This window comes from Cellulomonas chengniuliangii (assembly GCF_024508335.1).
In the GTDB taxonomy this organism is placed as follows: Bacteria; Actinomycetota; Actinomycetes; order Actinomycetales; family Cellulomonadaceae; genus Cellulomonas_A; species Cellulomonas_A chengniuliangii.
In genome coordinates this window covers 3,363,461-3,376,350 of the sequence record NZ_CP101988.1, presented here as the reverse complement: position 1 = coordinate 3,376,350, position 12,890 = coordinate 3,363,461, and the positions used below count along the sequence as shown (strand labels likewise).

The window sequence follows — 12,890 nt, the reverse complement described above, 5'->3', positions numbered from 1 at the left end:
GAGCCTCAGCCGACGAAGAGCATCGCGGTGAGGGCTCCCGCCACGAGGCCGCCCGCCGCGACGAGGAGCGTGATCCGGATCGGGCGGGGGTGTGGTTCGGTGGCGCTGATGACAGGCTCCATGCTCGGCGAGGGTGACGGGGGATCGTCCGATCCACTGATCGGCCTTGCGCGGCGACTTGTGAGGGCTGAGGATGGGGCCCTTGGTCCTGGTCGAATCGATCAGGGCGGTCGCTCGCGCTCCACTGGTTGCAACTGTCGTGCGACGTGCCATGGCGCTCGGGTCCGGTTGCGGGTGACAATGATCTGGACAGGCGTATCACCCCTGATCGAACCGTTCCGAGAGCGGGACAGACTGCTCCGGGCGTCGAGACGTGAGGCGTACAGATGGCGGACCTGCATCAGGCACGCGCGGCGAAAGAACGGCTGCGGAGCGAGATTGCCGAGCGCCCGGGCGTCAGCGGCATCGGCGTGACCCCTGACGCGGACGGGTACGCCGTCCAGGTCAACGTCCAGCGACGCAACGACGCGGCGGCCCTCCCCGAGAGCGTCGACGGCGTGCGGGTGCAGGTGCGCGTGATCGGCCCCATCACCGCCCACTCCCGCCCCACCCGGCTGCGCGCGGTCTGACGCTGCCCGGCCGCTCCTGCCGCGTTCCCTGTCGGTGGGCGGACACACGGGCTCGACCGCCGGAGGTTCGGGTTCACTAGTGCCGTGACCACGACGAGCGACCGCCGCCTGCCCCGTGTCCGCGCCTCTGAGCTGACCGGCCGCGGGTGGCTCAACACCGGTGGCGTCGACCTGACCCTCGAGGGCCTGCGCGGCAAGATCGTGCTGCTCGACTTCTGGACGTTCTGCTGCATCAACTGCCTGCACGTGCTCGACGAGCTGCGCGAGCTCGAGGCCCAGCACCGAGACGTGCTCGTGGTGATCGGCGTGCACTCTCCGAAGTTCGTGCACGAGGCCGACCCGGTGGCGCTGGCGGCGGCGGTGGACCGCTACGAGGTGCGCCACCCGGTGCTCGACGACCCAAATCTGACCACCTGGTCGGCTTACGCCGCGCGGGCCTGGCCGACGCTCGTCGTCATCGACCCCGAGGGCTACGTCGTCGCGCAGATGGCCGGCGAGGGCCACCAGAACAACGTCGCGCTCCTAGTCCGGGACCTCGTGGCCGAGCACGAGGCGAAGGGGACGCTGCACCGCGGCGACGGCCCTTACGTGCCCCCGGAGCCCACCTCCGGAACTCTGCGATTCCCTGCCAAGGCGGTCGCCCTGCCGGACGGGCGCCTGCTCGTCGCCGACGCGGGCCACCACTCGCTCGCCGAGCTCGAGGCCGACGGCGAGGCGCTGGTGCGGCGCATCGGCTCGGGCGAGCGCGGCCTCGCAGACGGCGACGCGGCGTCCGCCCGGTTCAGCGAGCCCAACGGCCTGAGCCTCGTGCCGGAGGAGCTCCGCGCCACGCTCGGGTACGACGTGCTCGTCGCGGACACCGTCAACCACGCGCTGCGCGGCGTGCGGCTGGCCGACGGCGCCGTGACGACCGTCGCGGGCACAGGCGAGCAGTACATGGTGGGCGCGGCCGACAACGTCGTCGCGCCGGATGGCGACGAGCCGCGCGCCGATCGGTCCGGCCTCGGGTACGACGGCGACCCGCTCGGAATCCGGCTGTCCTCCCCGTGGGACGTCGCCTGGTCGCCGGCCGCGTCGGCGTTCGTCGTGGCGATGGCGGGCAACCACACGCTGTGGGCCTTCGACCCGGTGGCCGATCGGATCTGGCGCCTCGCGGGCACCATGAACGAAGGGCTCGTGGACGGCCCCGCCGACGAGGCCTGGTTCGCCCAGACCTCGGGGCTCGCGGTGGGCCCGGACGGACGCCTCTGGCTCGCCGACTCCGAGGTGTCGGCGCTGCGCAGCCTCGACCTGCCCGGCACGCCCGCTGCCGGGGACGCCGCGCACGCCGTGGTCGGCACGGCCACGGGCGCCGGCCTGTTCGACTTCGGGCACCGCGACGGCCCTGCCGACCAGGCGCTGCTGCAGCACCCGCTCGGCGTCGCCGTGCTGCCCGACGGCTCGGTCGCGATCGCGGACACCTACAACGGCGCCATCCGCCGGTACGCGCGTGGCCTCGCCGCCGACGGCTCGCAGGCAGGGCCCGGCGAGGTGACGACGCTCGCCTCCGGGCTCGCCGAGCCGTCCGGGATCGTGGTGCTCACCGAGGGCGAAGGCGTGCAGCTGCTCGTCGTGGAGTCCGCGGCGCACCGCCTCACCCGCGTCGCGCTCCCGGCCACGCTCGCGGGCGAGATCCTCGACGCAGGGGCCCACCGCACCCAGCGGCCCGTCACCGACCTCGCGCCGGGCGTCGTGCGCCTCGACGTGGTGTTCACCCCGGCCGCCGGGCAGAAGTACGACGACCGGTACGGCCCCTCAACCCGGCTGCAGGTCTCCTCGACGCCCCCCGAGCTGCTGCTCGAGGGCGCGGGGGACGACGTGTCGCTCGAGCGCGCGCTGCGCCTCAACCCCGATGTTCCCGAGGGCGTGCTGCACGTGACCGCGCATGCCGCGAGCTGCGACGCCGACCCGGCCATCGAGTACCCGGCCTGCCACCTGAACGCGCAGGACTGGGGTGTCCCGGTGCGGGTCACGCCCGGCGCGGCGGACGAGCTGACGCTGCCGCTGCACGGCTGAGCGCGGCCGTCGCCCCTCGAGCCGCCGCTGCATGACCGCGGCGAGCGGAGCCTGGCGTCAGCGCGCGCCCTGGATCGCCACGTCGATCAGCGCCTGCAAGGCCTGGGTGAGCGAGTCGGTGGCGTCGCGCGGGGCGGTCGTCTCGACCTGCACCACCCACGGCGCGTGCTCGACGGTCAGCGTCTGCCCGTCGCCGGGCTCGTCCGACGGCGTGCCGCCGCGGGCCACGGCGGCGGGCACGCCGTCGGTGTACCGCAGCACCGTCCAGGTGGACCCGCCCAGGGCGGCTGCCGCGGCGCCGGCGAGCGCGCACAGCCGCGTGACCTCCCCGGTCTGGGCGGCGACGACCGCGGCGACCACTGCGGTGATGAGCCGGTCCACCGTGACCGCCGACTCCGCGTTGCGCCGCTCGAGGGCCTTCGCGGCCCGGGCCCGGCTGCGCTTCGCCTGGTACTGGGCGGCGTCGGCCCGCCGGAACAGGGTGCGGGTGCTGTCGGCGTGGGCGTCGGCTGTGGAGGCGATGCCCCACGAGATGGCGGCGCCGTGCGGGAGCGGGTAGCCGGCGAGCGTCCGTGCCACCGTCTGGCTCACGACCGACCGCGGGAGGTCTGTGGTCACCAGGCAGAACTCGTCGCCGCCGAGCCGTGCGGCCGTCGTCCCGGGCAGCTCGTCCTGGATGCGGCGCAGCACGTCCGCCACGGCGCGCAGCAGGTCGTCGCCGGCGTCGTGGCCGTGCTCGTCGTTGACGCGCTTGAGGCCGTCCACGTCGCACATGACGATGCAGGTCTCGTCGAGGCCGTCGAGGGCGGTCTGGGCGGCGTGGTCGGCGACCCGGCGGTTGCCGAGGCCGGTGAGCGGGTCGTCGGAGACGAGGTGGCGCACCTGGTCTTCGAGGTCGACCCGGGCGACCGCGCCCGCGATGAGGCTGGCGAGCACCTCCGCCGTGGCCACGTCGTCGATCTCGAAGAGCGGCTGGCCCGCGCCACGGGTGGCGTACACCTGGCCCCACACGGACTCGTTGACGATGACCGGCGCGGCGAGGCCCGAGGTGTGGCCCAGCACGCGCAGGGCCTCGGCCTCGATCTCGTCGCCGACCTCGAGCTGCCCCGCCACCTCGGGGGAGTGCGCCACCCAGCTCGCGCGGTCGCGCAGCAGGCGTCGGAGGGCGGGGCGGTCCTCCGCCCGGTAGGTCGAGGCCTTCGCGAGGTCGCGCTCGGGGTCGCCAGGGCTCACGGCGACGACGCGGCACGTCTCCTGCTCGATCCGGCAGAACGCGACGGTGTGCGCGTCGAGGATGTCCCGGGACAGCGTCGACGCGAGCTCTGACACCTCCGCGAGGGTGCGGCAGCGGTCGAGCCGATGGGCGGCGACAGCGAGCTGGCGCACTCCGCTGGTGTGTGCGGGAGCGCTCGTCCGCGTGCCGTGTGGGCGCGCCTGTGTGCCGGTCACGTGGCCATCATCCGACACCGAGGGCCTGCCGCAAGCGTCCCGTCACCTTTTTGGCCGTGTGGCGCACCCAACACGTCGCCGAAAGCGTCGATCAGGCCCTCGGAGTCAGTCAGCGCAGGTGCAGTGCGCCGAGCTCGGCGAAGAGCGCGCGGTTGTGCTCGAAGGCGCGCTTCGCCTCGGCGACGGCGGTGGCGCGCTGGTCCTCGTCGAGGTCCAAGGCGTCGAGGCGCTCGCGGTAGGCGTCCTTGAAGGGCTTCGCCTTCGGGATCTGCGCGAAGTGGTAGAAGCTCACGCCCTCCGCGCCGAACCCGTAGTGGCGTTCCAGCATGCGCTGGATGATCTGGCCGCCGGAGAGGTCTCCCAGGTAGCGGGTGTAGGCGTGCGCGACGTATAGGGCGATCGAGGACCCGGTCTCGCGCAGGCGTGCGGCATACCGCTCGGTGGCAGGCAGCACGCGCATCTGCTGCGCCCAATCCGGCCCGAGCAGGAACGCGAGGTCCGCCTCGATGGACGGCACCCGCGTCAGCTCGTCGAAGACGATCGTCTCGCCACCGGGCTGGGCGCGGATCTCCGCGCTCGCGGCCTCGAGCGCCGTGTAGATCGCGTGCTGCTGGACGGCGAGGTCGGTGTACGCGGCGCGGTCGAGGTGGCCCGCCATGAGCTGCTCGACGAAACCCATCTGCTCGGCGGCCTCGTGCTCGGGCCGGGTGCCCTCTCGGAGCAGCGTCGACAGCGGGGTCGTCATGGCGGCCTGCTCCACCGCGGAGGAGTGGGTCGTGGTGGTCACAGCGGTCTCCTGGGAAGCCGGCGGATGAGATGACATGTCGTCAGGACGTGCCACTGCGACTGTAGCGGACATAGGTAAGGCTTGCCTACATCCGTTCGTCGCGATCTCGCGACTCGACGTCGTCCCCCGATGGCGGCTCCCAGGCTTGGCGAGCATCGTGGGGGTGTGACGATGCGGATTAGGCAGCAGCACTCGGACGAGTGGCCCGCGGTGCTCGACGTCGTGCGGCGGTCGTTCGCCGACGCCGACCACCGCTTCGTCGAGCTGGTGGAGCGGATCCACAACTCGCCGGACTTCGTGGAGCAGTTGTCCTATGTCGCGGAGGTCAACCACGAGCTCCTCGGCAACATCATCCTGAGCAAGGTCCCCCTGCACACCCAGCGCGGAGTCGTGCAGGCGCGCCTGGTCGCAGAGTTCGGGGTGGTCCCCGAGCATCGCCACCATGGGCTCGGGTCCGCGCTGCTGCGCAGTGTCCTGAGGTCCGCCGAGAACGGCATGGCCTCGATGGTGCTGGCGGCGGGATCGCCCTCGTACTACCAGCGCTTCGGCTTCCGCCAGTCGACGGACCTGGGGGTGTCGTCGCCCTCCGCCGCGATCCCGGACCAGCACTTCCTGATGATGCCGCTGCCGCAGTACGACCCGGTCGTGGACCGTGGGCGGCCGGAGCTGCCGTCCTACTTCGCGGAGACCGGCGTCAAATGGCCGCGCTGAGGGTGGCCGCAGGAGGGCGGTCGCTCAGGCCGCGGCCATGTCCCGGGCGCCGACAGCACGCAGCACGAACGCTAGGGTCGACTCGATCGCGCGGTCGCGGTCGGGGCCGTCCGCCTCGGGCACGCTTCGGCTCGAGAGGCACGCGTTGACCAACGGCACCGTGGTGTCGATGTCCTGCTCGGCGAAGGCGCCGGTCTCGATCCCGGCGCGCAGGATGCGCCGCAGGATCTGCTCGACCAGCATCACGTGCTCGCGGACCCGCTGCTGCGTGGCCCGGGAGAGCACCGATCGCAGGTCGGGCCCGGGGGCCAGGTGGTACACCCGCTTGAGCTGGGCCTGCGCGCGGACGTAGGCGCGGAGCTGCTCGGTGGGGTCCTCGACGTCCACGAGGGAGCGTTCCAAGGTCGCCACGTACTGCTCCGTCTCGTCGGTGATGAACGCGACGAGCAGCGACTCCTTGTCGGCGAAGTGGTTGTACACGGCAGTGCGCCCCACGCCGGCCGCGGCGGCGATGTCAGCGAGGGTGATCGCGTCGAAGCCGCGATCCTCCATGAGCGTCGAGAGCGCCGTGAACAGCTTCTGGCGCGTCTGCTCGCGGTGCTCGTGCAGAGACCCGCCGATGATCTTGGGCATGCTGACATTCTCCCACGATCTGTCAGGTAGCCCGTCGACCTGCCCGGCGCGTCGCGACTCAACGCCTCGGGAGGATGACCTGGCGGGCAGACCGCGGATGGGCGAAGACCTCCACCGGGTACTCGTACACCTCGGTGAGCAGCTCGGACGTCAGGGCATCTGCCGGAGGGCCCTCCGCGACGACCCGCCCATGGGCGAGCACCGTCACCTGGTCGGCATAGGCGGCGGCGAGCCCGAGATCGTGGACCACGACCACCACAGCGCCGCCCGCCTGCGCGTGGCCGCGCGCGAGCTGCAGCACGAGCTCCTGGTGCCGTAGGTCGAGCGCCGCGGTCGGCTCATCCAGTAGCAGGACCTGCGTGCGCTGCGCGAGCACCCTGGCCAGGGCCGCCCGGGCGCGCTCGCCGCCGGAGAGCGCGGTGAACTGGCGATCCGCCAGGTGAGTCACGTCGGCGTCCACCAGCCCCTGGGCGACCGCGTCGTCGTCCTCCAGGTCGAGCGGCGTGCCCCGCCACGGCGCCCGTCCCATCCGCACTACTTCGGTGACAGTGAAGGGGAAGGAGACGCCGACGTGCTGGAGCAGCACCGATCGGCGCAGCGCCAGCTCGGTGGTGCTCCAGTGCGCCAGCGGCTCCCCGTCGATCTCGACGCTTCCCGCGGACGGCGCCAGATCGCCCGTGAGGACGCCCAGCAGCGACGACTTCCCGGCCCCGTTGGGGCCGAGCAGCGCGCGCACCTCGCCGGCGCGGACGTCGAGGTCGACCCCGCACAGCACCTCGGTGGCCCCGCGCGTCAGGTGAGCCCCTCGCACCCGGGCCGCCAGCGCGCCGGGCTCGTGGGGCGTCGGAAGCCGGACGGGCCGGCGCCACGGGAGCAGGCGGGCGCTCACGCCCAGCCGCCCTGCGTGGCGCGCGTGCGACGCAGCAGCCAGAAGAAGAACGGCCCGCCGACCAGCGAGGTGAGCATGCCCAGCGGCAGGTCGGCGTTGGCGATCGCCGTGCGCGCGACAAGGTCTGCCACCAGCAGCACCAGGGCGCCGCCGAGCGCGGAGCCCGGGACGAGCAGCCGATGACCGGGGCCGGCCGCCATCCGCACCAGGTGCGGCACCACGAGCCCCACGAACGCGATGATGCCGGTGAACGCCACCCCGGAGGCGACCAGCACGGCGACGAGGACGATGACCCCTTGCCGGAGCCGTTCGACGTTCACCCCGAGGTGCCGGGCCGCGCGCTCGCCCAAGGACAGCAGGTCCAGCCGGCGCGCGAGGGCCATGGCGATGACGAGGCCGATCGCCACCAGGGGCGCCACGATCGCCACCGAGGACCACGACGCCCCGTTGAGGGACCCGAGCTGCCAGAAGACGATCTGCTCGCGCGCGGCCGGCGAGGCGATGAAGGTGAAGAAGGCGAGCAGCCCGCCCGCGAACGCGTTGATGGCCACGCCCGTCAGCACCAGCGTCACCACCTCGGTGCGCCCACCCGAGCGGGCCAGCGCGTACACGGCGAAGGTGGTGACGAGCCCGCCGACGAACGCAGCCGCGGCGACCCACGGCCCGGCCGTGAGGGCGCCGCCGAAGACGATGACCGCGCACGCGCCGACCGCGGCCCCCGAGGACACGCCGATGATGCCGGGCTCGGCGAGCGGGTTGGCGAAGACGCCTTGCATCAGCGCCCCGGCGCAGCCGAGTGCGGCGCCCACCAGCAGCGCCAGGGTGAGGCGGGGGAACCGCACGAGCCACAACGTGTTCTCGCCCTGCGGGTGGCTCGGCAAAGGCCCGACGTCGAGCCCGACGCGGTGCAGCAGCGAGCCGAGCACCTCGGCGGGCGGGATGCGGACCTGGCCCACCCCGGCGGCGACCACGGCGGCGACTACCACGGCGACAGCCAGGCTGATGAGCAGCAGTCGCCCTCTGCGCCGATGGGCGACCGGCGTGCCGGGGGGAGCGGGGCTGGGAGAGCCGGGCCCGGCAGGGCGGGCGGCGCCGACGGTGGTGGTCATCGGGACGTCCCGTGCACGGCCTCGGCCAGGGCGCGCACCGTGGCGCCCGTGCGCGGGCCGAAGCTCAGCAGTGTCGTGTCGCTCATGTCGACCACGCGGCGGTTGGCGCCCGCGGGGGTCTGCGCGATGCCCGTGATGCCCACCAGCCCGTCGACCCCGCCGACCGACTTCAGGCCCTCGGAGAACACGAGGATCACGTCGGGGGCGGCGCTGATCAGCGCCTCGCTGGTCAGGTTGACGAACGAGCGGTCGAGCCCGATGTTGGTGCCCACGTCGACGGCGCCGATCGCATGGATCATCGCGTCGGCGCCCGAGCCGGGGCCGCCCAGCAGGTAGATCCCGGCGGCGCCGCGCAGGTAGAGGAACGCGATCCGCGGCGCCTCGCCGTCGGCCGGGGCCAGCTCGACCGCGCTGGCGATCTCGCCCTCGACCCGCTCGACCAGGGCGGCGCCGGCCTCGGGGACGCCCAGCGCCTCCGCCACGGCGGTGATCTGGGGCCCGATCCCCTCGAGCGTTCGCTCAGGCGTGAAGTAGACGACCGGGATGCCCGCCGCGCGGAGCTGGGCCTGCACCTCGGACGGCCCGATCGAGGTGTCGGTGAGGACGACGGTGGGGTTCAACGAGAGGATCGACTCCGCGTTGAGGTCGTGCCCGGCGGCGGAGACGAGTGGCACGTCGGCGGCCTCCGGGAAGCCCGTCGCCCGGTCGCGCCCGACGACGTTGTCCCCGAGGCCGAGGGTGTAGACGATCTCGCCGAGGGTCCCATACAGGTCGACGGCGATGATCCGGCTCACGTCGGTGATGGTGACGTCCACCCCGTCGTAGGAGCGCACGGTCACGGGCAGGCGGGGCTCGGGGTCGGTGGTGATCGGGTGGATGCTCGCGTCGTCGACCACGGCGGTCGCGGGCCCCGCCGTGTCGCCGGTGGCCGATGGGGCGGTCGCGTCCGCGGGGGCGCACCCGGCGAGCAGGACCACGGCCAGCAGGCCGGCGAGGGCGGAGAGTGCGGTGGATCGCGGCCGAGGGCGCGCGCCAGTCTTCATGTCTCTCCTGGTCATGGGTGCCGGGGTCTGCTTGGCAGAGGTAAGGCTAACATTAGGAAGGTAAGCCTAAGTCGTAGTACGGTCCGGTTTGTGGAACCACGCCTCCGACTCCAGCAGCGGCTCCTGGCCGTCTCCGTGCTCACCGCCTGCGCCGTGGCAGGCGCCGCGAGCGTCGCGACCGCGGCGCCGGCAGGCGACCTCGTCGTCTCGCAGACCGAGGGCCTCACGCCCGGGCAGGTCGTGACGGTCAGCGGCAGCGGCTTCGACGAGGCCAAGGGGATCTACGTAGCCGTCTGCGTCGACAACGGCCCCGGCGCGACCCCGACCCCCTGCCTCGGTGGTGTCGACGTCGAGGGGTCCGGCGGCGGCTCCGCCTGGATCTCCTCCAACCCGCCCTCGTACGCCGCGGGCCTGCCGACGCCGTTCGGGCCGGGCGGGACGTTCGAGGTCGCGCTCCCCGTCGCCGTCGAGGACCCGGTCGCCGGAGTGGACTGCCGCGAGGTCCAGTGCGCCGTCTCTGTCCGCTACGACCACACGCGCGTGGACGACCGCACCGGCGACGTGCTCGTCCCGATCGCGTTCGCCGCTGACGGAGCAGTCGCCGACGCCCCCGCCGCCACGGATCCCGAGCCGGCGGCGACGCCCGAGCCCGAGATGACCGCCTACGGCGCCGAGGAGGTCGTGGACGACTCCGCGGCTGCCCCCGCCGACGAGGAGGCCGGCGTCGACGGCCCCCTGATCGCCGGCATCGTCGGCGCCGTCCTCCTGGTCGCCGCCGGAGCCGTGCTGGTGGCCCGCCGCCGACGCACGCCGACCGCCGCCGAGCCCGCCTCGGACCCCACGAGCTGACAGCGCTCGCGCCCTCCGGCGCCCTCGACCCGCACCGCCCGCCCCACTCCACGGCGCGCTCGTCCGCGCCTTACCTGAAGGAGCTCTCCTGTGCTGACAGGAACTAGGAGATCCCGGTCCGCCGGGCGAGTCCTCGCCGCGCTGACCGCGGTCGCGATCGCGGGAACCACCGTGATCGTCGGCCTGGCCGGCGCTGCGAACGCCGACACCGGCGCCGCGGCCTCGCCGACGCTGACCGTCAGCCCGGCGGAGAACCTCGACCCGTCCGTCGACAACGTCATCACGATCACCGGCGCGGGCTTCGCCGGCGCGCTGGCGCACCAGGGGATGTACGTCAACCTCGGCGCGGCCGGCACATGGGCCCCGGGAAGCGTTCCGTCGCAGAGCGGCTGGGCCGCCTCCGGGTATGTCCCCACGGCGCGCATCGCCAGCGACGGCTCCTTCACCACGACGCTCACGCTCGCAGCCGGCACGGCGGCGCCAGGCTCGACCTACGCCGCGGCTGCCTTCTGCGCGCACGGCTGCTCGGCGTCGGAGCGCGGCCTCGACGCGGTGTCCGGGCCGATCACCTTCGCGGCGGCTCAGCCCACGCCGACCGCCACCCCGACCGCCACCCCGACCGTGGCCCCGGAGCCGACGCCCACCCCGTCGGCGTCGCCCAGCCCGCAGCCGGCGTGGACGCCCTCGCTGAGCGTCTTCGCCGCGGACGGCACGACGCCGCTCGGCGGCGCCACCGTGCGGCCCGGCGACACGATCGTCGTCAAGGGCTCGGGCTTCGACCCGGCAGGGAACCTCGGCGGCCGTGGCGTCCCGATCCCCGCCACCCTGCCGCAGGGCACCTACGTGGTCTTCGGCTCGGCCGCCGCCGTGTGGCGGCCCTCCGAGGGCGCGGCGTCGTCCTCGCGCAAGGTCGCTTCCCAGGGCTGGGTGCTCGCCGAGTCCGTGCTCGACCAGGTCCCGACCCAGATGCAGGCGGCCATCCGCCCGGAGTGGGTGCCGCTCGCCGATGACGGCACGTTCACGGCGCGGCTCGCGGTGAAGGAGCCCACCGTGGTCGACGGCGGCTCGATCGGCGTGTTCACCTACGCCGCCGGCGGCGTCAAGAACGCCGCGCAGGAGCTCTTCGTGCCCGTCGCGTACTCCGCGGCGCCGGTCGCTCCCGAGCCCACGCCCGAGCCCCAGCAGCCGGTCGGGCCCACCCTCGTGGTCAGCCCTGCGACAGCCCTCGACCCGGGCGTCGACCAGAGGTTCACCATCACCGGCTCCGGTTTCACCGGCGCGCTGTCCCACGACGGCCTGTACGTGAACATCGGCCCCGCCAGCGCCTGGACCCCGGGCACGACGCCGTCGCAGAGCGGCTGGACGGCCTCGGACTACCTGCCCAAGGCGCGCATCGCTGCCGACGGCACGTTCAGCACGACGCTCACCGTCAAGGCCGGCGCGGCACGCTCCGGATCGTCCTACGTCGCCGCCGTCTTCTGCGCGCACGGCTGCTCGGGCTACGACCGCAGCCTCGACGCGGTCTCCGGGCCGATCACGTTCGCGGCGGCGTCGCCGGGCGGCCTCCTGCCGGCCCCGGCCCCTGCGCCGACCAGCGCCCCGGTGCTGGCGGTCGAGGGCGTCCGCGCCGGCGGCTCCGTCACCGCGGGCGAGTCCGTGACGATCGTGGCCAGCGGTTTCCGGCCGAACGAGACGGGCATCCGCCTCGAGCTGCACTCGGACCCGGTGGTCCTCGCCACGGGCCTCACCGCCGACGCGTCCGGCACGGTCCGGACCACCGTCACGCTCCCGTCGGGAACCCCGGCGGGCAACCACCACCTCGTGGTGATCGGCGCGGACGGGCGCCAGGTCTCCTTCCCGGTGGCGGTCGCGGCGGCGCTGCCCGTGTGCGTGGCCCGCGTCGTCTCGGGCGCCACGCTCTCGTGGGGCGTCAAGGGGGACTTCCGCGAGTACGTGACCGGGAGCATCGCCCACGGCTCGGCCACCGGCACGGGCGTCGCCGGCTCGGGCCCGTGGACCTGGAGCGGCGGCAACGGGACGTTCAACACCAACGATGGCGTGGGCCGTGCGGCGTTCGCCGGCTCGGTGCGGTTCACCGGCCACGGCGGCGTGCTGGACGTGACCATCTCCAACCCGCGGGTGCAGGTGAACGGCTCGACGTCGGCGACGCTCGTCGCCGACGTGCGCACCGCGGAGAAGTCGTACCCCGGCATTGCCGTGGCCACCTTGCGGCTCGCCGACGGGACGGCCTCACGGGCAGGCGACAAGGTCTCGTGGCAGGGCCTCCCGGCGACCCTCACGGCGACAGCGGCGCCGGCATTCGAGGGCTTCTACTCGGCGGGCGCGGCGCTCGACCCGGTCTCCTTCACCCTGCCGCTCGGCGCAGAGACAGATTGCACGAGCGCATCGGGCGCGACGCTGGCCAAGTACGGCAAGGGCGGTGTCCTGGCCGCCACGGGCGGCGACCTCGACGCGTTGAGTTACGCGTTGCTGCTGGTCACCTTCGGTGGGGCCATGGTGCTCGTGGCCCGACGGCGCGCGCAGGCGGCCAAGCCGGTGCCCGCCCGACGCTGACCCACTCGAGCAGAACGGCGCCGATCAGTCGACCACACGGCTGATCGGCGCCGTTCTGCGCTGGTGATTGATCGCGATGCTTCGAATTCCCTCGCGAAAGCCGCTTCTTTCGACATTTCACTCGATAGATCTAGAATCGTGATGAAAGACTCGACGACGGCC

General features: G+C 73.5%; 11 protein-coding genes. 5 read left to right on the top strand and 6 right to left on the bottom strand.

Annotated features, from left to right (window positions below; translation table 11 throughout):
• Window positions 1-386 precede the first annotated feature (386 nt).
• Both NP064_RS15660 and NP064_RS15655 read left to right on the top strand, forming a co-directional pair.
• Complete coding sequence (locus NP064_RS15660) at window positions 387-629, top strand: hypothetical protein (RefSeq protein WP_227569924.1); 243 nt, start codon at window positions 387-389, stop codon at window positions 627-629.
• A gap of 84 nt (window positions 630-713) precedes the next feature.
• On the top strand, window positions 714-2,684 hold the full coding sequence (locus NP064_RS15655) for an NHL domain-containing thioredoxin family protein (RefSeq protein ID WP_227569925.1): 1,971 nt from the start codon (window positions 714-716) through the stop codon (window positions 2,682-2,684).
• 57 nt (window positions 2,685-2,741) lie between these two features.
• Here NP064_RS15655 and NP064_RS15650 read toward each other — a convergent pair whose 3' ends face one another.
• Complete coding sequence (locus tag NP064_RS15650) at window positions 2,742-4,070, bottom strand: GGDEF domain-containing protein (protein ID WP_227569926.1); 1,329 nt, start codon at window positions 4,068-4,070, stop codon at window positions 2,742-2,744.
• 172 nt (window positions 4,071-4,242) lie between these two features.
• A complete protein-coding gene (locus NP064_RS15645; RefSeq protein WP_308015936.1) occupies window positions 4,243-4,920 on the bottom strand; it encodes a biliverdin-producing heme oxygenase in 678 nt (225 codons plus the stop codon).
• Window positions 4,921-5,091: 171 nt separating this feature from the next.
• On the opposite strand from NP064_RS15645, the gene NP064_RS15640 reads away from it, so the two are divergent.
• The gene (locus tag NP064_RS15640) at window positions 5,092-5,631 is read left to right on the top strand and encodes a GNAT family N-acetyltransferase (RefSeq protein WP_227569927.1); all 540 of its coding nucleotides are present in this window, start codon (window positions 5,092-5,094) and stop codon (window positions 5,629-5,631) included.
• A gap of 24 nt (window positions 5,632-5,655) precedes the next feature.
• Here NP064_RS15640 and NP064_RS15635 read toward each other — a convergent pair whose 3' ends face one another.
• The 4 genes from NP064_RS15635 to NP064_RS15620 are packed head-to-tail and all read right to left on the bottom strand — an operon-like array spanning window position 5,656 to window position 9,305.
• Window positions 5,656-6,264: a TetR/AcrR family transcriptional regulator gene (locus NP064_RS15635; protein WP_227569928.1), complete on the bottom strand. Its 609-nt coding sequence runs from the start codon at window positions 6,262-6,264 to the stop codon at window positions 5,656-5,658.
• Between the two features lie 58 nt (window positions 6,265-6,322).
• A complete protein-coding gene (locus NP064_RS15630; RefSeq protein WP_308015937.1) occupies window positions 6,323-7,153 on the bottom strand; it encodes a heme ABC transporter ATP-binding protein in 831 nt (276 codons plus the stop codon).
• On the bottom strand, window positions 7,150-8,262 hold the full coding sequence (locus NP064_RS15625; protein WP_227569929.1) for a FecCD family ABC transporter permease: 1,113 nt from the start codon (window positions 8,260-8,262) through the stop codon (window positions 7,150-7,152). The genes NP064_RS15630 and NP064_RS15625 overlap by 4 nt, the downstream gene beginning before the upstream one ends.
• Entirely contained in the window at window positions 8,259-9,305 is a 1,047-nt protein-coding gene (locus NP064_RS15620; protein WP_227569930.1) for a heme/hemin ABC transporter substrate-binding protein, read from the bottom strand. The genes NP064_RS15625 and NP064_RS15620 overlap by 4 nt, the downstream gene beginning before the upstream one ends.
• A gap of 90 nt (window positions 9,306-9,395) precedes the next feature.
• On the opposite strand from NP064_RS15620, the gene NP064_RS15615 reads away from it, so the two are divergent.
• Both NP064_RS15615 and NP064_RS16685 read left to right on the top strand, forming a co-directional pair.
• Window positions 9,396-10,154: a neocarzinostatin apoprotein domain-containing protein gene (locus tag NP064_RS15615; RefSeq protein WP_227569931.1), complete on the top strand. Its 759-nt coding sequence runs from the start codon at window positions 9,396-9,398 to the stop codon at window positions 10,152-10,154.
• A gap of 90 nt (window positions 10,155-10,244) precedes the next feature.
• Window positions 10,245-12,728, top strand: a complete 2,484-nt coding sequence (locus NP064_RS16685) for an HtaA domain-containing protein (RefSeq protein ID WP_284439676.1) — start codon at window positions 10,245-10,247, stop codon at window positions 12,726-12,728.
• Window positions 12,729-12,890 lie beyond the last annotated feature (162 nt).

What these genes read in the sequence shown, in the direction of transcription:
- NP064_RS15635 (WP_227569928.1), bottom strand. Translation starts at nt 6,264, where the DNA reads ATGCCCAAGATCATCGGCGGGTCTCTGCACGAGCACCGCGAGCAGACG.
- NP064_RS15620 (WP_227569930.1), bottom strand. Translation starts at nt 9,305, where the DNA reads ATGAAGACTGGCGCGCGCCCTCGGCCGCGATCCACCGCACTCTCCGCC.
- NP064_RS15625 (WP_227569929.1), bottom strand. Translation starts at nt 8,262, where the DNA reads ATGACCACCACCGTCGGCGCCGCCCGCCCTGCCGGGCCCGGCTCTCCC.
- NP064_RS15660 (WP_227569924.1), top strand. Translation starts at nt 387, where the DNA reads ATGGCGGACCTGCATCAGGCACGCGCGGCGAAAGAACGGCTGCGGAGC.
- NP064_RS15640 (WP_227569927.1), top strand. Translation starts at nt 5,092, where the DNA reads ATGCGGATTAGGCAGCAGCACTCGGACGAGTGGCCCGCGGTGCTCGAC.